Source organism: Psychromonas algicola (genome assembly GCF_004378355.1).
In the GTDB taxonomy this organism is placed as follows: domain Bacteria; phylum Pseudomonadota; class Gammaproteobacteria; order Enterobacterales; family Psychromonadaceae; genus Psychromonas.
In genome coordinates this window covers 12,307-32,418 of sequence record NZ_SNUB01000010.1, presented here as the reverse complement: position 1 = coordinate 32,418, position 20,112 = coordinate 12,307, and the positions used below count along the sequence as shown (strand labels likewise).

Genomic DNA, 20,112 nt, shown 5'->3' with positions numbered 1-20,112 from the left:
GTTTTGTGTAGTTCAAGGCAAATTATCGAAGCAATAGCTGGCTATTGGGAGATGATTTAACGCTGAAATACGTGAAAATAACGGTGCTGTATCGATTTGCTTATCCAGAATTGAGGTTACTTAAGAAGCCATCTTGATCAGTAGTAAAACGATAATGCTAGCTAGTATCCCAGATAAACCTTTCCAAAATAATAGAGGATCTCGCTCTAATAAGGGCGGTCTTATATTATTTAAAAAGTCTTCACTCGGATTTTTGAGATCATGTAAGAATTCTGACAACTCATAATAGCGCTTGTATGGGTTAGGATTAAGGGCTTTCCAAAGTGTGTCATCTAACCACACTGGTATTTCTCTTTCATCATCTAATACAGAGCGATAACGTAAGCGTTTTTGCGCATTTTTAGTGGTAGCACGAGCGACTTCTGCTCCAAATGGAAAAGAGCCAGTGAGCATTTGATAAGTGATCACACCTAGTGAGAATATATCTGCATTGTTTGTCCCTTGTTCACCTAAGAAATATTCAGGTGCGGTATATTGAGCTGTTCCTAAGTTATCTTGATGTGCGATAGGTGAGCTAATTTCCATTAAACCTGCAACTTTAGTTGAACCGAAATCGATGATTTTAACGACACCATTATTATCAATCATGATATTTTCAGGTCTTAAATCTTGGTGGATCATTTCTTGTCGGTGAAATGCCATTAAGCCTTTAGCTATTTGCTCAACAATCGACCTTACTGTATTTAATTCAGGCTTCGGATTATCAATCATCCATTGAGTTAAAGTTTGTCCTTCAATATATTCAGTGGCCACATATAAATAATGACGTTTTCGTGTTTGTAAACAAGGTTTTAGTACATGGGCATTGTTGATGCGTCGAGCTATCCATTCTTCCATTAAAAACCTGTCTAGGTAAGCTGCATCATCGGACAAATCAATAGAAGGGGTTTTTAATACAACTTGTTCTTTAGTATCTAAATCTATTGCTAAGTAAATATGGCTACGACTGCTATCGTGTAGTGTTTTAATGATTTTATAACCGTCAAATTCCATGCGAGGACTAAGCATTGGCGGAAAAGGTAAAACAGTTAATTGTTGATAGGCTTCATCGGCAGTTTGAATTGGTAAATTATCGATACTAAGTAGTTGTATTGTTAGGTTATCGTCACAACCATTTTGTAATGCATTTGCAGCGATGATTTCAGTCGCGTTTTGTAATTCATTTTTATTCGCTTTAATGGTGTTGATCATAAATTGAGGGTCATTAAATTCATAAATACCATCTGTGGTAAGCATGAATATGTCGCCTTGTTTCACTGGCAGTATTTTATGATCAATTTCCAGCTGGGGATTGATTCCCATTCCTCTACTTAAATAGCTTTTATCTTCAGAAACCCAAAGACGATGATCTTCGGTTAATAATTGCAGCTCGTCATCACGTAATAGATAGATACGCGAATCGCCAATATGGAAAATATGTGCCGTTGTAGATTTAATGATCATGGCACTAAAAGTACAAATGTAACCTTTATCTTTATTAAAACGATGTTCACTACGTTGGCTTTTGGCATACAATGATGAGTTATTTGCAACTAAAACCTGCTGTGCAGATTTATTAACAGACCAGGTTTCAGAAGTATTAAAATAATCATCTAATAGGGATTTTACACTTGCTTCGCTTGCAATCTGACTTACATCACTACTGCTGATACCATCGGCAATCGCAATGGCTATTCCTTTTGACGTTAACAGTGGCTCCTTAGGAATATGGATGCCATAATAGTCTTGATTGATTGCTTTTAAACCTTTATCTGAATACTGTCCGACAGATACTTGGAGTTGGTTTATCATTGTCTATATCCCGTAAAAGGTTGTGAAAAATAAGCGAAGTGAGTAATTAATAGAACTGCTTTATACATACTAAGTTATTAATAATATGAATTAATATACAAAAGTATTGTACGAATAGCATTCTTTTGCTTAAAAAATGGTTATTTGGTCTGTTATATCGCGAATTTATACCCTTTTTTATTGTACTTTTATTTCAATATGGCTCTTTAATCTGACAACTTTCTACTATTGTGTTAATTTTATTAACTCATATTATTGATTACGTTTAGCTTCAAGCAAGGAGTAAGCTATGAAGAATAAAGCCATTATTATTTTATTGTCTTTATTAACATCAGTTTTTGTCTCGACAACACATGCTGCAACTTGTGAAAGCAACGCTAAAGATGAAAAGTGTGCTCAAATTTCAGTACAAGATAAAAATGGCAAAGCTGTTGCTGATATGGTTGTTTATTTAGCCCCATTAGATGGACAAAAACTTATTCAATCCTCTGATGTCGTTACTGTTGCTCAACAAAACAAAGCTTTTACTCCTTATATAACTGTCAGCCAAATTAAAAAGACAGTTCATTTTGTTAATCAAGATGATATTACGCATCATATTTATTCTGCAGATAGTGATAATAAATTTGCTTTCAAAATTAGAGCCGGTGATGAACATTTAGTTGAAAACTTCACTAAAGAAGCTGAAATCGCAATGGCCTGTAATATTCATGATTGGATGAGCGGGTATTTATTAGTCATTGATACACCTTACTTTGCTAAAACAAATGAAAAAGGTGAAGCTTTTTTTGCGATTAAAGAACTAGGAAACTACAATGTTGTCGTTTGGCATCCTCAATTACCAACGGAGCAACACAGATTATTTCAAAAGCAGAACATTATCGAAAATACTCAATTAAGTTTTACTTTACCAAAAGATCTAGAAAATATTCCTACGCAAGAAAATAGTGATGGTTTTGATTTTGACTCAGATTATTAATATGCGATATACAGTGGAAAAGACATAGAATGAAGAGTTTAAAGAATAAAATATTTTTATTATTTGTGCTGTTATTACTTGTAGTTCAGGCTATTACGTTCTGGACTTTATATTATGGTAATAAAAACCAACAAGTCGCCGAAATTAATACGCGTTTAACTACTGCAAAAACTATTTTCACTGAGTTATTTGATCGACGTTTAGATTATTTGTCTGCCTTTGCCGAAACGGCAGCGAAAGATTATGGGTTAAAACAAGTTTTTAACGAAGATACAAGAAGCTTACTGGTTGCTTTAAATAATCATAGACAGCGCGTTGATGCAGACTTGGCCATGGCGATATCTGCGGATGGAATTATAACAGGGCAATTGCAACGTAATTTTATTGTGGATGATAGTTATCCTTCAACGGCTCCCGAATATTATAAAAGTAAGGTTAAGCAAGGGCCTGAATTAGGTAAAGAGTTTCGTTACGTTCACTGGTTTCATTCAGATCAAACAGCGCATTTGTATATTATTGACAATGCTTTATATCAATTAAGCCTTTCCCCAGTAAATGTGGGTACTCAAACCATAGGTTGGATTGCCTTTGGTTTTCAAATTGATCATCGCTTAGCTGATGAATTTAAAAGTATTACGAATTTACAAACTGACTTTATTTTAAAAGGCAGTGAACAATGGCAGTTGATTGCAACGTCAGACCAACAATCTACAGCAAAACAAAAATTAGCATTATCTATGCTTGTTAGGGACGATAATACGCCGGAGCAATATATTGCAACGCATATTTCGATCACTGAGTTTGATGAACAAGAGCTTGATGTTTATATGTATGGGTTGCGTGCGAATATTGTTTCTTTGTTACAAAGACAGTGGCTACAATTCTTAATTCTTGCTTTCTTAACGCTTTTTGTTTCTTTAATGGGCGCTTATTTAATTGCCGCATCAATCACTAAGCCAATTAAACGCTTAGTGGAACAGGCAAAAACCATTGCGAACGGTAATTATAAAGAGACGATTGAATTTGCAGAGCAAAATGAAATTGGACAACTTGCAGATGAATTTAACCATATGCAATCGGCGGTGTTACAACGTGAAAATGCGATCACACATTTTGCAAACCATGATTCACTAACCGATTTACCTAACCGTAATAGCCTCAACAACAAACTTGCTGAAATAATGAAGCAAAAAAAACACTTTGTTTTATTACACTTAAATTTGAGTCGAGTGAAAGATGTTAATGCGACAGTAGGGCATGACGTTGGTGATGAAGTGATCAAAGAGTTAGCTCGCCGTTTAAAATTACTTTCAAAGCAAGATGATGTTTTATTATTAGTACATCTTGGTGCTGATGAATTTATCTTAGTAGTTGATCGAGGTGAGCAGGGCAAAGTTAAAGTTTGTGACGTTGTGGATGAAATCAATAAAAATATAGAGCCGATGTTTTCCTTCCAAGGTTTAAGCTTACAATTACAAGTTCGTATTGGTGCTTCATTATATCCAGAACATACTAATGATGCTGTTAAACTAGTGCAAATGGCAGATACTGCTTTACACCATACGAGAAAGAAAAACGAATTAGTACAAACTTATCAATCAGAATTAGATGTGAATACTTTTGAAAGATTGAATCTGATTAATGATTTAAAAAATGCAATTGCTGCTGACCAGTTAGAGTTACACTTCCAACCTAAGTTATGTTTATTAACATGGCAAGTTACTCATGCAGAAGCGTTAGTACGTTGGCATCATCCTACTTTAGGTATGGTTCCTCCTGATGATTTTATTCATATTGCCGAACAAACAGGGCAGATTAAAGCGTTAACACGTTGGGTGTTTTTAGTGGCGTTAGCTCAATCAAAACAATGGGATGCGCTTGGGTTAGATATTAATATTGCGATTAATATTTCAGCGGAGAATTTAAAAGAATCAGATTTCTATGAATTTATCTGCCGTTCAATGACTGAATTAAATATAGCGCCTGAAAAAATTACACTAGAAATCACTGAAAGTTCAGTGGTAGAAGATCCTGAATCAGCTATTTCTCTGTTAGGTAAATTTAAAAAACATGGTTTAAAAATCTCTATTGATGATTATGGAACGGGTTACTCTGCATTAGCACAATTAAAACAACTTCCTGTACATGAGTTGAAAATAGATAAGTCTTTTGTACAGCGTCTCGAACATGATAGTGATGATCAAATCATTGTTCGATCAACTATCGACCTTGCTCATAATATGGGATTATCTGTAGTTGCCGAAGGTATTGAAGATGAGTTTTCTCTATTTTGGTTAGCAAAACATAAGTGTGAATTAGCTCAAGGGTACTTTATAAGCAAACCAAAACCAGCGGCAGAATTAACGCCTTGGTTATTAAACCCACCAAAATTTAATGCTTATCAAACAAAGTAAAGGAATTGCAGTGAAACCTAAATATATTCTACTTTCATTTTCATTAGTGGCTGGGTTTACTTACCTACCTAATGTGATGGCTGTTGAATATGGCGTACATGGTATTGCTGACCTTAGATTGAATGCAGTTGACTCTTTGGAGAAAAGCTATCTCGCAGCAGGACAAGGCAAATTTGGGCTTAACAATGGCGCTCATGCTTCTATTGCGCAAGCTGCAACTCAACTCTCTGCAACTTGGGATAATGGGTTAAGCCTGCATTCTGTTATTAATGCTTATGCCAATACTGAAAGTAATAATGATAGTAAAATCGGTATGACCGAAACCTATCTAAAATATCGAACTATCCCAAATCAAGCAGGTTATCGTTTTCAAATTAAATCAGGTATTTATTACCCTGAAATTTCATTAGAAAATGATGCTTTTGCTTGGGCAAGTAAGGACACATTGAACTCATCAATGATTAATACGTGGATTGGTGAAGAAGTACGTGTGTTGGGGACTGATTTTAAAGCCACTCGGTTAGGTAGACTCAATAATAATAAGTTTGACCTTTCGTTTTCTGCATCGGCATTTGTGAATAATGATCCGACAGGGGCATTACTTGCTTGGCATGGTTGGACAAGTAGCAGTAGACAAACGCTATGGACAGAAAGACGAACAATCCCTTGGTTTGATGCTCTCGATGAAGGTGGAGTGCTAGAAAACCAAGCTCGTGACACTGACCCATTTTTGGAACTGGATAATAATATTGGCTATCATTTAAATGTTGAATGGAAATTACATCATCAAGGTGAAATTTCAGCTGGTTATTATGATAATAGAGCGACCCCTTATAAAGTGGTTAATGGTCAATATGGTTGGGATACTCGGTTTTATCATCTAGGGGCAAAATGGCGGTTATCGCAAAATATATCCTTAGTCGCACAATATCTAGCGGGTGAGACCTTAATGCAAAATACATCTAGAGAAGATGTGGTGAATAATAGTTATCAAAGTGGCTTCATCGCATTAAGTTATCGTTGGTTCTCTCTATTAGGAAATAAAAAGCATAAGAGTACAGTACGCGTTGAGGAATTTTCAGTCGACGATCATGATAATACTGTGGGTGATGATAATAATGAGGACGGTATAGCTTTAACGCTTAATCATACTTATCGCGTCAATAAAAATTGGTTTGTTGCAGCAGAAGCGAACGTTATCGATAGTACAAGACCTGCTCGCGCTTATGAAAATCAAGATATTGATTTAGTTGAAAAACAATTACAATTATCAGTTCGCTATTTCTTTTAATTCCTCAAACTATTTAGTTAACAATTCGGCTAGGCTATTCGTTTATTTTTAAGCATAACCGAATTGTTATTCTGTTTTCCCTATAGGTTAAATGTATTAAGCTTTTCTTTAGCAAAGAAGAAAGAGCTTAAATTTAACGAGTGATCATAAGATTTATTAAACAAAGGTGTATTTATTTCAAAATGCAGCGGTAATACTGGATTATTCAATAGTGCAAATATATTAGTAAATAATGTATTAGGTTTAATGGTTAAAGGGAGTTGAATAGTATTGCTGCCTTTTGCTACGTTTTGATCTTTAAGATCACCGTTAAACAAAATGTTACGATTAGAAGATACCGAATAATGAATATTTTCTAGCGGTAAATTAAAGTTATTCGTATTAGTGACTTCGAGTTTTAGCATAATATCTAATTTTGTAAAACTCGCGTTGACCACTTGCATGTCAACCACTTTTAAATCAGGAACATAGAGCGTATCTGATTTTTCAAAAGGTAGGGTTAGGCCCATTGCATTAACATTACCTTTAACTCGATAATTAAGTTGTTTATCTCTTAGCAATATATGTTGTAATGAGATTAATGTCTCTTGAGTTAGGTTAAGCGATAATGTGACATCTTTGTCTTGGTTTGCAGGCAAGGTACCAATCGCGTTAGTGGTGCCATCTAAGACTTTATCATTATTTAAATACAGCTCATAAGTTGCTTCATTAATAGGTATAGGAAAAGCATTTTTATTTTGTACGTTGAAAGTTGGATTTAATTCGATTGCATCAATGGCTAATTTACCAACTGAAATTGATTTGTAATTGACTACTGGTTTGTTGAGGTAGTTTTTTAGTTCATGCTGTAATGTTGTACAGGCGGTTGTTGTTAAAACCAATACACCTACTAGTAGTTTTTTAATCATAATCCACATTCTCTTAATGAAAGTTTTAGTTAAAGTTAAAGCTATATCCGGAAATATAAAAGCACAGCTGAAGTAACTTAGAGTAAGTACGCAATATTATAGTCAATTACAGAATAAAGTTATTCAACCTATTCAAGGGAAGGAGACTGATAATCACTTTGTATTAAGTTAAGTAATATTGTAACAGAAGGTTATAATTCAATGATGATATTTATGCTCTATTTTTCTAATATTTAACCTTAGTAGAAGCCTCGCAGAGGGGATAAAGTCAAAATTAATAACGAAACTAACCCTATAAGGTTAGTTTATTTGTTCTCTTTCAAATGAGCTGTGGCTGTTTTTAATAATCCATTTGAAATTTTAACTGCAAGAATATTTTTAAACTTAATCAAGTGTTTTCAACATAAAGTGCTTTAATTTTTTGTTGATATAAAGAATACTAAGCATTATCAGTTATTTCTGACTTAAGGGAAAAGTTAAATGTTTCAGTTTAATATAAAATATCTTTTTATAAATCTCCTTTTACTTGCTGTACTCGTATTTATTGCGATGTTTGTCAACGACGAGCTCATTAGACCGTTTGTTGGTGATGTTTTAGCTGTTTTCTGGGTATATTTCGGTCTTAAAATCTTTATTAAAGCGTCAAACTACGAACTTGCTCATTATGTTCTTTTATTTGCATTTGCCGTTGAAATTGGACAGTTTTATCAACTGATCAATATATTAGGATTGCAAGATAATCAAATTGCTCGCATTGTTTTAGGTTCAACCTTCGATTGGTTTGATTTACTCGCCTATGGTATCGCTTGGGGCATTATCATTCTTAGCGAATCATATCGTATTCAGTTAGATAAAATGTCATATCGTGTTGATTAACTGTCTCTCCTCGGTTTTATTTTTAACTTAACGCATTAAATATAAAGTATTTATATGGTTTGTATTTAATGCAAATCGTATTAGTGACTTAAATGACAGCTATTTAAATCTGTAATAGCTGCTTTAATGATAACTTTTACTTTACTCCAGCGCTTAAAATCATTTCATTCATAGGATCGTTATTTATATGAGTAGGGTTTTCATTATTATATTTGCTTTTTTTTCATTGGCTGTGAGAGCTGAAGATAATTTTGTGGAAAAATTTGTTGTTGGAGATTATTTATTAATTGGAGAAGGAATAGATACCCAGCAGACTTATAGCGGCAAGGTTTCTATTTATTTAGAAGAAAGAAAATTAAAAGTAAAAAGAATAATTGATGGTCAAAGTATAGTCGGTGTTGCTAGCTTCGAATCTGTTTTAAGTGGTGAGAGTAAGGCTCTGCGTATTCGTTTTCAAGAGAATAATATTCGCTATGAAGAATCTTGCTTATGGGGTAGTGACTTAGACAATTATGCACGGATTAGTTGTTATTTGTATATTCCTGGTGCAGACATTAATAAACCAGGTCTTGAAGCTTTATTTATTAATCATGCTCAATAAATATTAATTTTGATATTAAAAAGAGTTTTAAAATAATAAATACCTGTTAGAATACCTTTGAACCGATCGGTACTCTTCTGTCGGTTTAAGTATTTAATAAGATATAGATGCCTGTCTATTTAGATTAAATATCACATAGAAGTACTGCGTTAAACATTATTAAAATATAATTTAAAAAATGTTATTCCTATCAAATAATCTGCTTAAAACATTGGTTCAGATTATAAATGATCTGTAATCAAGCGTTGTTTAAAAATTTGATGCCTAGTTAGATGAATTAGGCACTATTAACTCAATTAAGTAATAAATTAAGGAAAGACAATGGAACAAGTAAAATTCGCAATGGTAGAAAAAAAAGCAATTCGAGCTGCTGATGAAAATATTGCAACTCAAGTTGAAAAACTTAAAGCTGATGCAGGTAGCACAGAGTTAAGCGTTACTGTTGATTGGAATGCTGTAGGCCAAATGATCAGTGAAAACACTGACGCTTTAGCATCTGATAGCTATGAAAACGTATGGGTTCTTGGCCATACAGGTGAGCGTACAGTCGCTGCTTTGGAAGCAATGTCTACTATTTGCAATGACGATGCGGATTATAAAGAAGAGCTTGCTAATATCACTTCAATTGTTGTTAAACCTAAAGCAAAATTTGATGATTCAAAAAGCGAGTTTTCTATTGATGGAACTGAAATCACGATTGAATCAGGCCACAGAATGACACGTAGTGCTTCTGACTTTGTTGAGCCAATTAAAGCGCTATTTTAATCACTTTTTAGTATTTTAAAGCGAATATAAAGCCCGTATTAACTTGGTTATAAACCAGTTAATACGGGCTTTTATTTAATCAATAAATTAGTTATTAATCGCCTAAAACAATACCTTCACGTCTAGGATCTGCACCACCGGTTAATTTTCCGTTGTTTAAAATAATACCGTGAATACCAGAGTTTAAATCTCTTATTGATACCTTAAAACCCATTGCTTCAAGTGGCGCTTTAAATTTTTCTGCTTCAGTGCCTGCTTCTAAATCAAAAGTCCCAAAACGGTTCACTAAATGCGGCATTGAAATCGCATCTTGAATATCCATTCCCCAATCTAGTTGGGCAATAATGGCTTGAGCAACATAACCGATAATACGAGAACCACCAGGTGAGCCAATCGCAATATAAGGTTTGTTATCTTTCATAACAATGGTCGGTGACATAGAAGAACGAGGACGTTTTCCTGGTTCAACACGATTCGCTATTGGGTAACCATCTTTAGCAGAAGCGAACGAGAAATCAGTCAATTCGTTATTTAGTAAGAAACCATTACTCATTACGCGTGAACCAAATCCATTTTCAACAGTGGTAGTCATGGAAATGATATTCCCACTTTTATCAACAATGGTAATATGACTTGTAGATGGGAATTCGATCGCAATATCATCTGCTAATGCAATTTTACCATCCCATGGCGGTGATCCTGCTGACACGTTTTCTAATGCTTTTCCTTTGGTTATTAATGCCGCACGTGAAGCCAGGTAGTCTTTATCTAATAGACCTTGAGGCATAGGTACAAAGTCTGTATCTGCCATATAACGACCACGATCAGCAAAGGCTAATCTAGATGCATCACCAATAACTTGCCAAGACGTTGGGTCATTAGGGCCCATTGATTTGAGATCGAAGTGAGAAGATATGCCTAGAATTTGTCCAACTGTTAAAGCCCCTGAGCTTGGAGGACCCATGCCACACACATCATATTGATGATAAGGTGCACAGACTGGATCTCTTTCTATTACTTGATAGTTTTCAAAATCTTTAAGGCTTAAAACACCTGGGTTATCTTCAATATTATTAACTTTATTAACAATATTTTTAGCTATTTTTCCAAAATAAAATCCATCAGATCTTTCTTTGGCGATTAATTTTAATGTTTCTGCATAGGCTTGGTTTTTAAGTAATGTTCCTTCTGCAAGAGGTTCTCCTTCACTTGTAAAGAAGTAAGCTTTAGTACCCGGGTAACGAGCTAACCTTTCTTTGTCGTTAGCGATTGCAGAAGCTAAGCGCTCTGATACGTTAAAACCATTTGAAGCCAGTTTAATAGCGGGGTTAAGTAATTGAGCCCAGTCTTGATTACCGTACTTTTGATGCACGGTATCAAGTAGCTTAACTGTCCCCGGTGTCCCTACTGAACGGCCACCCACAACTGCATCGTAAAACTTTAAGGGTTTTCCTTGTGCATCTTGGAAAAGCTCAGGCGTTGCTGCCAATGGGGCGGTTTCTCTAAAATCGAAGGTGGTTAATTTTTTAGCTTGAGCGTCATAATAAACAAGAAAACCACCGCCTCCTAAGCCAGATGATTGCGGCTCTACTAGCCCTAAAATAGTTTGTACTGCGACTAATGCATCGACTGCATTACCGCCATTTTTTAGCACATTGTAACCAGCCTTTACGGCTAGGGGGGTGGCTGCAGAGACCATGAATTCTTGTGCATCGACACTTTGTTTATCAACGACTTTGGAAGTGAGCTCTGGAGCAATAAAATCAGTGACTTGTGGTGCGGCATTTATTGTAATTGAAGCACAGGCTAAACTGATTATTACGGGTAGTCTTTTATGCATCTTTTTTTCCTCATAACGAGAGTAATGGAAAATTGTCGTTTTTTGTTTCTAAAGCAAACAATAACGCTTCTTTTTAAGCATATTTATCATCATATTCAACGAAAAAGTGATTATGATGCTCTAGCACTTTATCATTGCTAAATATGGAGTGGTATTAAATTTATGTTGAATAGTTATCTTATTCATCTTTTATATGGTTAAAATAGCCACTCAAACTTATAATCTGCTTGTTAATATAAAATTTGTTAATGTTATGAAGTAGGGTAAAACAAAAAGGAAAGTAAATGTCAGTATTATTAGGAAGTTGCTTATGTAGTAAAGTTTCTTTTGAATGTAATGATGAATTTGAACAGTTTCATCTATGCCATTGCATTCAGTGCCAAAAAGTAACGGGCTCTGCACATGCTTCTAATTTATTTACTTCTCCACAAAATATAAAATGGCTAACAGGCCTTGAATTTGTTAAACGTTTCGATGTACCTGGTAGAACGATTAGTACAGCTTTTTGTACGGAATGTGGCAGTGCTGTGCCTTATCTTTCTCTATCTGGTGAAGCATTAATTTTTCCTGCTGGAAGCTTGGATTCAACGGCAACATTGATGCCCCAAGACAATATATTCTGCTCTGAAAAAGCGAAATGGTATGATGATGCGTTAAAAGCAATACAATTTAACGAGTTTCCTGAATAAATATCTATGTAATTGGGATTCAAATGTTTGAACTAAAAACGATTACATTATTTGCTTTGACAGCATTTGCAGAAATTATTGGTTGTTATTTGCCTTATCTTTGGTTGAAACAAGGCAAAAGTATTTTCTTACTTATTCCTGCAACTATCAGCCTTACCTTATTTGTTTGGTTGTTATCACTTCATCCAGCTGCATCTGGTCGTGTTTATGCCGCCTATGGAGGTATGTATGTTTTTGTTTCATTATTGTGGCTTTGGATTGTAGATGGTATCAAACCTGTCAGTACGGATATCATCGGTGGGCTTATCGTGTTGTTAGGTATGTTAGTTATTATATTAGGCTCTAAAAGCACTTAGAGATTTGAGTGAAAAACTTTTAAATGACCCTAAAACCTGTATCGCATTAATTAATTATTTACTGTGTTAAAATAAATTTATAAAGCTAACTAATTGGTTTTATGCATTTAAAGTGTACAAAGGATAAACTAAGTATGGTTTCAGAAGCAAACTTTCCTCCTCAAACGTTACTCAATGGTAAAGAGAATGAATCCTATTATAGAGACTCATTTCTTGTGAATACGAGCAGAAGACATTTAGCTGCAAAATATGTTTATCATAGTGTTTTTGCTTATTTACCTAACTTTATTTATCGCCTTTACAAATTTAGAAATAATATTGCTAAACGATTCAATTTTTCAGAGTTAACTTTTCCAGTGTATTTTCAATATAATGATATTTATCAAGGCAGGAAAATAGGATTATTAACCTTCGATAAAATATCTGAAGCAGAATTAGTTGTTGTTGCCTATGAGAAAAATATGGACATTTGGGTCTCTGTATTAAGAGTAACTGATACTCGATTTATTATTTCGACGTTGACCAATTTTAAAAATAAGAAAGGTAGAATATATATGAGATGCATTCAACCTTTACATCAAATGTTGACTAAATATTGCATCAAACAAGCCTTGAAAGGCGGGCGGTTATAAATCTCAATAAGATTATTTTTTATGAAGAACCCTGCATAATATTGATTATCATGCAGGGTTTATAATATCAATTATATCGATAACATTAATATGTTATCTGTTTTAGTAAATAAAACAAATAATCTACTTATTGTGATTGATATTACTTAACTGTAAATTTCACATCTTCATCACGAAGAAGATAAAGTGCTAAACAAGCAGCAAGCATAGGCCAAGCAGCAAAAAATAGTAGGTTATTTAAGCCGTCAATATATCTTTCGTAAGTTGCAAAAGTTGAAATGGCATGCATAACGAAAACAAGTCCGTAAGTTATGCGTTTTTTAATCCCAGCAAGGAATGCAAGTACTAATACTAATTGTAAAACCCCCATAATAGTGACTACTGAAGTGCTCGCATCACCAATACCGTAAAAGGCATTTAACACTGCCGCTGTATGTGAAGGGTTAACGAGTTTATCTAGTACCCACATACCTAATACAATGAATACACCTACACGTAACGACAAAAGTGACCATTGAAGGCGGTTCTTCAAGTCTGCTGATAGAGCTTGTGACATTAAAAATTCCTTAGATAAATTAATATAAGTTAAATAAATACAATAGATTAAAAAAATATTGCATATAACAAGACCGAGCTTGTTTTAATTTAATTTCAGATTTTTAAATTTTTTTATTATTTAGAGGAGAGGTATATGGATTTAAAGGAAATGGGTAAATAAATTCGATGTCAATTCTGACTGTTTTTTGAAAAAAAATCAGTTATTAACACCGAATATCATTTAATGTTATCTGAAGGCTCTGGTTGGTGTTTCATCTTTAGATCGTTGATATTCTGCAACGGATAACTGTTCAAAAGCAAGCGCAACCCAGCTACTGATCAACATGTCATAATAGGGTTGAACACCGCTGCAACCAACGACAATGTCACCATAAACAAATGAACCGTAAAATAAAACATCGCCTTCTCTTAATGAAGATGGATGGGCTGTTTGGTGATTCATATTTGCAGAGCCGCTACGCCATGCTTGCTGTGCTTTATTTCTAGCTAAATCATCAAATTTTATTGTCCATTCATCTGGTTTACCCATAGATTGTTCAACTAAAATTGCATCTTTAAAATCTGCTTCCCAAGGTTTGATAGTTGGGTCCATTACAACAATATGTAGCTCTTTGCGATTTGTGCGTTCAAATAACTTAAGTATTGAAGGGGTGACTAAATCGATTGCGTCTAATGCTATTTCTTTATGACTTTTCATTGTAAAGCTCCACTTATAGGTTGTTTATTTTTGTTTGCAATAATCACATCAAATAAACGTTTAAATACTGAATTACTATTATTTAGCGTTTTAATGAATAGATGATGTTATAGCATGATTTTAAATAGATTTTTATTCACCAAGCACCATTTTTACTCTAAAACTAAGATCATTTTCCATACTGTCACTTTTTAATCCTGCTCTTGCTCTAAAAGTATAGCCTTGGCGAAGATCAAACATTAAACGAGCTCGCTCTTCCGATGGAAAGTCGCTTGCTAATACGCCATTTTGCTTTTCAAATTCAAAGCGTTTTACTAGTCTAGCATCAGCTTCTAGAATCGCAGTTTTTAACTTTTCTTGTACGCCATCTACAACGCCTGCTGTGGTTGCAACACTTGAACTTAGAAAGCAGCCAAGTGTGCCAAACTCATTTTTGGTTGCTGAATCTAATGCTGCTTTCATAAAAGCACGAATTGCTTTTTCGATATTGGGTTCACTTTCAAATATCACTAAAGGTGATGCTGGATTATTTTTCGTATAGTTATCAATTGAGGCTAAATATAACGCATGCTTATCCCCAAAAACCGAATAGAGACTTGGGCTATTAATCTTCATGGCGCTTGTGAGATCTTTCATTGAGGCACCATCATAACCTTTGATCCAAAAAACTTTCATCGCAGCTGTTAGCGCTTCGTTTTTATCAAAGGCACGAGGGCGTCCAATCTTTTTTTGTGTCATTTGTTACAAAACCTATTGCAAGTTAAAAATTAGGTGCATATACTTTATTAACATTCATTACAAAAGTCGAGTTAATACTATGCAATCAACTAAATTAAGTGCAGGTGCTATTTTTCCCACTATTACATTACCTACTATCAGTGGTAGTGAAGTTACCTTATCAACTCCACAAGGAGAAGGTAACGATTGGCGTTTGGTCGTTGTTTACCGTGGTAAACATTGTCCTCTTTGTACAAGATATCTTAATGCATTAAATGATTTAGTGCCTGATTTTAATCAATTAGGAGTAGATGTAGTTGCAGTTTCTGCCGATACATTAGAAAAAGCAGATGCACATTTAAGTGAACTTAAATTAAATTTTGAAGTGGCTTATGGTTTAAGTGTTGAACAAATGAAAGCGTTAGGTTTGTATATTTCTGAGCCACGCTCTGCAGCGGAAACCGATAGTCTTTTTGCTGAACCAGGCCTGTTCATTATAAATGGCGAAGGTAAAGTACAAATTGCTAGCACGTCAAACTCTCCAGCCGTTCGTCCTGAATTAGCTGTGATTGCTCAAGGGTTAGCTTTTGTGCGTGATCCTGAAAATAATTATCCTATTCGTGGCACATACGAAGGTTAATTTTTATAAAATAAGCGAAGGCATATTGTCTTCGCGTGTTACTTTTTATCGGAAACGAAAAGTGAATTTCCTTTCATTTTTTTCGCCATTGATTTTGCGTAAGTAGCTAAAACGGCAACATCATGATGGCTTGTGCATATTGGCGGCGGTAAACAGATACATCCAATAGATAAACTAAGTAAAGGATAAAACTGCATATTACCAGTGCGATCTTCCGCAGAAATACCTTCTTTATTACGATCTTCTTGTGAATAACGATGCTGTACCCACTCAGCGAACTTTTCTAATATTTTTTCACACTGCTTCTTCCAGTGTTTAGAAGAGGAGATTAAAATAAAATCATCTCCACCGATATGACCTATAAAGTCACTTTTATCAGTAATACATTCTTTTAAAATGTCAGCTAAACCAAGAATAATTTGATCGCCTTTTTCATAACCGTAGCAATCGTTATAGGGTTTAAAGTTATCTAAATCAATATAGCAAACAGTAAAAGGATTTTGTGTTTTTAATAAGAAGTCTAATTTTTTACTGATAGGTACATTGCCGGGCAGAAGTGTAAGTGGGTTGGCATAACGGGCATTGTCAATTTGTAAGTTACTCACTTCGGTCAATAAATCAATAATTGAGCCTACACCTTGGTATTTTTGATCCTTAACAATAATAAATTCTAATGCTTTTTTACTTCTTACCTTTTTGCTTATCAACGCACTGGCTTGTTCAATTGATAAATCATGCTCCAAAACTAATATTTGACGATCAACAAGTGATTCTATTTTATTTTGCCCTGATAACTCGCGTCCATATTTTGAAAAGAATAAATTGGTTAAGCTGTTTCTAAGTATCAAACCAATGGGAATATTATTTTCAAGTACGGGAATGCTATCTAAATCAGGGATTTTATTAAATAAATCAGCACAATATTCAATGGTTTCTGAAGCATCAATTGCCTCTATTGGTTGCAATAAGTCATTGATTTTTGTAGAAGGCTGAAAGCGAATTTTTGGTCGCTTAATTAAGCGTTTATCACCGAATAAATGATCTGTTACTTGGGTTAATGGTTTCTGCTGAGGGTGGGCAAAGTAATAACCTTGGAAATACTGTAAGCCTATTTCTTCTATGAATTCATATTCATCTTGGGTTTCTATTCCTTCGGCGATCACCTTACAGTCAAGCTCTTTAGCGATGTTTTTGATAGAGCGTACAAATTGCTGTTTTACTTTATCGTTATGGATATTACAGATAAAGTGCCTATCAATTTTTACAAAGTCAGGGCGTAGTTCATACCACATACGCAGACCTGAATAACCAGAGCCTAAATCGTCCATCGCTATTTCAAAGCCCATTTCTTTGTAATGCTTTAAGGCATCACGTACTAATTCATAATTCTCTAATGGGCTATGCTCAGTTAATTCAATAACAACTCGGCAGGGAGATAAGCCTATTTTCTCTAATAATTTTAATGTGTAACCAGAGCGAAAATTAGGTTGGAATAAAGTCTCTGGGCTTGCGTTTAAAAACAGTTTCCCCGGTAGGTTTAGTGCTTTGAATTTTAATATGGAAAGTTCTCGGCATAAGAATTCTAATTCAACTAAACGACCTTGTTTTTTAGCTTCTGAAAATAAGGCAATAGGTGAGTGCAAAGGGCTATTTAAGGGGCCTCGAATTAGTGCTTCATACCCTAGTATGTTTCGCTCACTATTATCTACTATAGGTTGGAAAACGACGGATAGATTTTGGTTTTCGATAATGACGCTAAGTGACAAGTCTTTTAAGTTGAGCATAAAAAATCATATATTAATCTTAATAGGTTTAGTTAATATAGTGACTTTATATTACGTGTTTATGACAGAGTAGAGTAAGCGGTGAAGGTAGCTTGAAAAATGAATACAAAAACTAGTAACGTTAGGTTTTGTATTCATTTGCTGCTGTTTCTATTTACTAAGTAGGCTTTTAAACCAATCGCCAAGAAAGCTTTTGCCATCATTGGCTTCAGCTGCACTTTGCGTATTCTCTTGTTTTAATTCTGCTTTATTTGTTGGTATGTTACGAGCAAGTTCGTCTTTGCCACTTTCAAAAACAAAACCATCACTTTCTAATGCTTGTTCGCTATATTTGTCTATTAATAAATCAAGTAAGTTAATCACGGCGCTACTTTTATTAATTGAACCAGTATTATCGATCGCATCTCCATCACCTAGATCAATTGATTTAGGTTTCGGACGGAAATTTGATTTACGAAGACTGAGTTCTCGCCAAGTTAAATGATTAACTGTTGTTTCTATTTTAGGTCCATTACGCCAGAAAAGACCATCACGAGTAATGACCAATCCACGATGAAATTTAGTGAATGATAAACGTATCGCAGCTAGAACAATATCATCATCTGCAATATCTAATGCAGCTCGGGCATAATGCTCGATTTCAGCCGGCACATGAGGGTTCATATTAAAGTTGTTATCCCCATGGTAAAACGTAAGGATCCTTATCACCTCATCCTGCATATTCATTCTATAACTCCTTGATAAATTTTAGGTCGTCATTTTATCCTAGTATGAAAGGAATTAAAGTAATAGTTGGTGAATAAACTTGTTAAATGACAAAGATTTTTGATTATTTTAAAATAGGGGCGATATTTACAAAATCTACTTTATAGTTGATAGGGAGTTAGAGTAAAACCTTCTCCACTAGTTTTATTCATGTTTAACTTTACAGGATGGCCGCCCGTACCATGTTGGTTACACTTCGCACTGACAACAACATGAGTTAATGACTTAGGTATTTTAATACCGCATTGGCTACGTGTGAAAGGCTGCTCATTATCGTGTGGGTGCAAGAGCGTTCTTTCTGCTAATAAGTTACCTTCTAAATCATGAACCAGCCAGCCATCTGCATAATGCACCCAACCTTGGTCATTATGTCTAACCTGCGTACTAAAACACCAGCTTCCATCCTTGCTTTGTTTGCCATTCACATGTTCAACTTGCGCATAATCAAGGGATTGAGAAAATAAATTGTCAGCTGCATAGATTGGCGAACTATTTAAGCTATTAAAAACAGTTAACATTGAGAGTAACGCTATTTTTCTAATCATGTTGAGTACCAATTTAAGAAGTTGAGGTGATAGTTTTTATGATGACAAGCATAATTTATCAACCCGTTTAAGCCCACACAATGTTATTTAAATTGAGTTAACTATCACGTAGATAGCGATACGAGTTTAATGGTGATTAAACGAGAATTACAAAAGGGGCTAAATTGTCTATTTATAACTAACTGAAAGAATATTTAGGCTGCGGAACGTTATCGCATTGAACATATAAAAATATGGAAGTTTGAAATGCTTGATGATTTTATTACTGCATGGTTAATATGGCAGTAATAAAATCATTGATAAAGTTATTTATTAAGGTTTGCTTTAGCCCATTTTTGGTTGAATTTATCGTTTACCCAAAGCGCAAGTAAGATAATACCGCCACCAATCGCTAAGCGTAAAATATCTGCATCTCGGTTCCAAAATACAACATTGACTATAATACCAGCAGGGATCAATAAATTATTAGCAACGGCTAAAGTACCTATGTTGACCATAGTCGCTCCTTTATTCCATGCAAAGTAACCTAAGCCTGAAGCAATTAACCCGAGGTAAATTAAAATTCCCCATTGTAAGTTCGTTGTTGGTAATTTGTCTGGATTTCCCATAAAGATATAACAAGGGATAACAACAGCTAGCGCACCAAGAAAGAACCAGCCAAATACGGTACGTTGTGCAATATCAGGATAGTTTTTCTCGATAACTCGTTTATAACCAACTTGGCCAGCAGCAAAACAAACATTAGCGCATTGCACGATGATCAAACCTTTTATAAAACCATCATCAACTCCTTGATAACGTATTGCAACAGCACCACAAATCGCAATAAGTGAGCTAATTGCAAAGCCGATATTAAGTCGGCAATCTAACATGTCGTTTATCAAGGTGACATATAGAGGAGTCATTACTGTGAATAATAAAACTTCAGGTACCGATAAATATAAGAATGATTGATAGTAAAAACCATACATAATACCCAATTGCAGAGCACCACAAATCATTAACTTAAAGGCGACACTAGCTTCAATCTGACGAAGTTTTAAAAAGGGTAAAAAAACCAAGGTTGCTAAAGAAACGCGCATTAAGACCGAAAACCAAGCATCAACTTGTCCGGCGAGATAAACACCAATTAAGCTAAATGAAAAAGCCCAAAGTAGGGTGACTGCAATAAGTATCGGCATGTAATTAATTTTCCTAAAAATTA

General features: G+C 34.6%; 20 protein-coding genes. 10 read left to right on the top strand and 10 right to left on the bottom strand.

Features of this window, described 5'->3' with window-relative positions; all coding sequences use genetic code 11:
• Nucleotides 1–120 precede the first annotated feature (120 nt).
• Entirely contained in the window at nt 121–1,851 is a 1,731-nt protein-coding gene (locus tag E2R67_RS07045) for a bifunctional protein-serine/threonine kinase/phosphatase (RefSeq protein ID WP_134290225.1), read from the bottom strand.
• A gap of 289 nt (nt 1,852–2,140) precedes the next feature.
• Here E2R67_RS07045 and E2R67_RS07040 point away from each other — a divergent pair, with 289 nt between their 5' ends.
• The 3 genes from E2R67_RS07040 to E2R67_RS07030 are packed head-to-tail and all read left to right on the top strand — an operon-like array spanning nt 2,141 to nt 6,535.
• Nucleotides 2,141–2,830, top strand: a complete 690-nt coding sequence (locus E2R67_RS07040) for a cupredoxin domain-containing protein (protein WP_134290224.1) — start codon at nt 2,141–2,143, stop codon at nt 2,828–2,830.
• Between the two features lie 29 nt (nt 2,831–2,859).
• Nucleotides 2,860–5,244 carry a bifunctional diguanylate cyclase/phosphodiesterase gene (locus tag E2R67_RS07035; protein ID WP_134290223.1) on the top strand — a complete coding sequence of 795 codons (2,385 nt, stop codon included), beginning with the start codon at nt 2,860–2,862 and terminating at the stop codon, nt 5,242–5,244.
• 10 nt (nt 5,245–5,254) lie between these two features.
• Nucleotides 5,255–6,535, top strand: a complete 1,281-nt coding sequence (locus tag E2R67_RS07030; protein ID WP_243836975.1) for a hypothetical protein — start codon at nt 5,255–5,257, stop codon at nt 6,533–6,535.
• Nucleotides 6,536–6,615: 80 nt separating this feature from the next.
• On the opposite strand, the gene E2R67_RS07025 is transcribed toward E2R67_RS07030, so the two are convergent.
• Nucleotides 6,616–7,443 carry an LEA/WHy family protein gene (locus E2R67_RS07025; protein WP_166739335.1) on the bottom strand — a complete coding sequence of 276 codons (828 nt, stop codon included), beginning with the start codon at nt 7,441–7,443 and terminating at the stop codon, nt 6,616–6,618.
• A 480-nt stretch (nt 7,444–7,923) separates the two neighbouring features.
• Here E2R67_RS07025 and E2R67_RS07020 point away from each other — a divergent pair, with 480 nt between their 5' ends.
• The 3 genes from E2R67_RS07020 (at nt 7,924) to E2R67_RS07010 (ending at nt 9,685) form a co-directional block, all read left to right on the top strand.
• A complete protein-coding gene (locus tag E2R67_RS07020; RefSeq protein ID WP_134290221.1) occupies nt 7,924–8,319 on the top strand; it encodes a ribosomal maturation YjgA family protein in 396 nt (131 codons plus the stop codon).
• A 187-nt stretch (nt 8,320–8,506) separates the two neighbouring features.
• Complete coding sequence (locus E2R67_RS07015) at nt 8,507–8,920, top strand: hypothetical protein (protein WP_134290220.1); 414 nt, start codon at nt 8,507–8,509, stop codon at nt 8,918–8,920.
• A 321-nt stretch (nt 8,921–9,241) separates the two neighbouring features.
• Nucleotides 9,242–9,685, top strand: a complete 444-nt coding sequence (locus E2R67_RS07010) for a hypothetical protein (protein ID WP_134290219.1) — start codon at nt 9,242–9,244, stop codon at nt 9,683–9,685.
• 94 nt (nt 9,686–9,779) lie between these two features.
• Here the strand turns inward: E2R67_RS07010 and ggt are convergent, their stop codons facing one another.
• Nucleotides 9,780–11,525 carry a gamma-glutamyltransferase gene (gene ggt, locus E2R67_RS07005; RefSeq protein WP_134290218.1) on the bottom strand — a complete coding sequence of 582 codons (1,746 nt, stop codon included), beginning with the start codon at nt 11,523–11,525 and terminating at the stop codon, nt 9,780–9,782.
• 284 nt (nt 11,526–11,809) lie between these two features.
• Here ggt and E2R67_RS07000 point away from each other — a divergent pair, with 284 nt between their 5' ends.
• The 3 genes from E2R67_RS07000 to E2R67_RS06990 all read left to right on the top strand — a co-directional run bounded on the left by E2R67_RS07000 (nt 11,810) and on the right by E2R67_RS06990 (nt 13,202).
• Nucleotides 11,810–12,214, top strand: a complete 405-nt coding sequence (locus E2R67_RS07000) for a GFA family protein (protein WP_134290217.1) — start codon at nt 11,810–11,812, stop codon at nt 12,212–12,214.
• A gap of 23 nt (nt 12,215–12,237) precedes the next feature.
• Nucleotides 12,238–12,570, top strand: coding sequence for a YnfA family protein (locus E2R67_RS06995; RefSeq protein WP_134290216.1), 333 nt, complete (start codon nt 12,238–12,240; stop codon nt 12,568–12,570).
• A 134-nt stretch (nt 12,571–12,704) separates the two neighbouring features.
• Nucleotides 12,705–13,202 carry a DUF2867 domain-containing protein gene (locus tag E2R67_RS06990; RefSeq protein WP_166739334.1) on the top strand — a complete coding sequence of 166 codons (498 nt, stop codon included), beginning with the start codon at nt 12,705–12,707 and terminating at the stop codon, nt 13,200–13,202.
• A gap of 142 nt (nt 13,203–13,344) precedes the next feature.
• On the opposite strand, the gene E2R67_RS06985 is transcribed toward E2R67_RS06990, so the two are convergent.
• From E2R67_RS06985 to E2R67_RS06975, 3 genes are all read right to left on the bottom strand, one after another.
• Entirely contained in the window at nt 13,345–13,758 is a 414-nt protein-coding gene (locus E2R67_RS06985; RefSeq protein WP_134290214.1) for a hypothetical protein, read from the bottom strand.
• A 228-nt stretch (nt 13,759–13,986) separates the two neighbouring features.
• Complete coding sequence (locus E2R67_RS06980) at nt 13,987–14,457, bottom strand: hypothetical protein (RefSeq protein ID WP_134290213.1); 471 nt, start codon at nt 14,455–14,457, stop codon at nt 13,987–13,989.
• 132 nt (nt 14,458–14,589) lie between these two features.
• The gene (locus tag E2R67_RS06975) at nt 14,590–15,195 is read right to left on the bottom strand and encodes a TetR/AcrR family transcriptional regulator (RefSeq protein ID WP_208379484.1); all 606 of its coding nucleotides are present in this window, start codon (nt 15,193–15,195) and stop codon (nt 14,590–14,592) included.
• Between the two features lie 79 nt (nt 15,196–15,274).
• Here E2R67_RS06975 and E2R67_RS06970 point away from each other — a divergent pair, with 79 nt between their 5' ends.
• Nucleotides 15,275–15,814: a peroxiredoxin-like family protein gene (locus E2R67_RS06970; protein WP_134290212.1), complete on the top strand. Its 540-nt coding sequence runs from the start codon at nt 15,275–15,277 to the stop codon at nt 15,812–15,814.
• Nucleotides 15,815–15,852: 38 nt separating this feature from the next.
• Here E2R67_RS06970 and E2R67_RS06965 read toward each other — a convergent pair whose 3' ends face one another.
• The 4 genes from E2R67_RS06965 to E2R67_RS06950 form a co-directional block, all read right to left on the bottom strand.
• Nucleotides 15,853–17,598, bottom strand: a complete 1,746-nt coding sequence (locus tag E2R67_RS06965) for a GGDEF domain-containing protein (protein WP_134290211.1) — start codon at nt 17,596–17,598, stop codon at nt 15,853–15,855.
• Nucleotides 17,599–17,748: 150 nt separating this feature from the next.
• Nucleotides 17,749–18,324, bottom strand: coding sequence for a hypothetical protein (locus E2R67_RS06960; RefSeq protein WP_134290210.1), 576 nt, complete (start codon nt 18,322–18,324; stop codon nt 17,749–17,751).
• 140 nt (nt 18,325–18,464) lie between these two features.
• Nucleotides 18,465–18,908, bottom strand: a complete 444-nt coding sequence (locus tag E2R67_RS06955) for a hypothetical protein (protein WP_208379483.1) — start codon at nt 18,906–18,908, stop codon at nt 18,465–18,467.
• 305 nt (nt 18,909–19,213) lie between these two features.
• Nucleotides 19,214–20,089 carry a carboxylate/amino acid/amine transporter gene (locus E2R67_RS06950; RefSeq protein WP_134290209.1) on the bottom strand — a complete coding sequence of 292 codons (876 nt, stop codon included), beginning with the start codon at nt 20,087–20,089 and terminating at the stop codon, nt 19,214–19,216.
• Nucleotides 20,090–20,112: the final 23 nt, after the last annotated feature.

Excerpts from the sequence above, each read along its gene's own strand:
- E2R67_RS07045 (WP_134290225.1), bottom strand. The coding sequence starts at position 1,851 with ATGATAAACCAACTCCAAGTATCTGTCGGACAGTATTCAGATAAAGGT.
- E2R67_RS07040 (WP_134290224.1), top strand. The coding sequence starts at position 2,141 with ATGAAGAATAAAGCCATTATTATTTTATTGTCTTTATTAACATCAGTT.
- E2R67_RS07035 (WP_134290223.1), top strand. The coding sequence starts at position 2,860 with ATGAAGAGTTTAAAGAATAAAATATTTTTATTATTTGTGCTGTTATTA.
- E2R67_RS07025 (WP_166739335.1), bottom strand. The coding sequence starts at position 7,443 with ATGATTAAAAAACTACTAGTAGGTGTATTGGTTTTAACAACAACCGCC.
- E2R67_RS07020 (WP_134290221.1), top strand. The coding sequence starts at position 7,924 with ATGTTTCAGTTTAATATAAAATATCTTTTTATAAATCTCCTTTTACTT.
- E2R67_RS07015 (WP_134290220.1), top strand. The coding sequence starts at position 8,507 with ATGAGTAGGGTTTTCATTATTATATTTGCTTTTTTTTCATTGGCTGTG.
- E2R67_RS07010 (WP_134290219.1), top strand. The coding sequence starts at position 9,242 with ATGGAACAAGTAAAATTCGCAATGGTAGAAAAAAAAGCAATTCGAGCT.
- ggt (WP_134290218.1), bottom strand. The coding sequence starts at position 11,525 with ATGCATAAAAGACTACCCGTAATAATCAGTTTAGCCTGTGCTTCAATT.
- E2R67_RS07000 (WP_134290217.1), top strand. The coding sequence starts at position 11,810 with ATGTCAGTATTATTAGGAAGTTGCTTATGTAGTAAAGTTTCTTTTGAA.
- E2R67_RS06995 (WP_134290216.1), top strand. The coding sequence starts at position 12,238 with ATGTTTGAACTAAAAACGATTACATTATTTGCTTTGACAGCATTTGCA.
- E2R67_RS06990 (WP_166739334.1), top strand. The coding sequence starts at position 12,705 with ATGGTTTCAGAAGCAAACTTTCCTCCTCAAACGTTACTCAATGGTAAA.
- E2R67_RS06985 (WP_134290214.1), bottom strand. The coding sequence starts at position 13,758 with ATGTCACAAGCTCTATCAGCAGACTTGAAGAACCGCCTTCAATGGTCA.
- E2R67_RS06980 (WP_134290213.1), bottom strand. The coding sequence starts at position 14,457 with ATGAAAAGTCATAAAGAAATAGCATTAGACGCAATCGATTTAGTCACC.
- E2R67_RS06975 (WP_208379484.1), bottom strand. The coding sequence starts at position 15,195 with ATGACACAAAAAAAGATTGGACGCCCTCGTGCCTTTGATAAAAACGAA.
- E2R67_RS06970 (WP_134290212.1), top strand. The coding sequence starts at position 15,275 with ATGCAATCAACTAAATTAAGTGCAGGTGCTATTTTTCCCACTATTACA.
- E2R67_RS06965 (WP_134290211.1), bottom strand. The coding sequence starts at position 17,598 with ATGCTCAACTTAAAAGACTTGTCACTTAGCGTCATTATCGAAAACCAA.
- E2R67_RS06960 (WP_134290210.1), bottom strand. The coding sequence starts at position 18,324 with ATGAATATGCAGGATGAGGTGATAAGGATCCTTACGTTTTACCATGGG.
- E2R67_RS06955 (WP_208379483.1), bottom strand. The coding sequence starts at position 18,908 with ATGATTAGAAAAATAGCGTTACTCTCAATGTTAACTGTTTTTAATAGC.
- E2R67_RS06950 (WP_134290209.1), bottom strand. The coding sequence starts at position 20,089 with ATGCCGATACTTATTGCAGTCACCCTACTTTGGGCTTTTTCATTTAGC.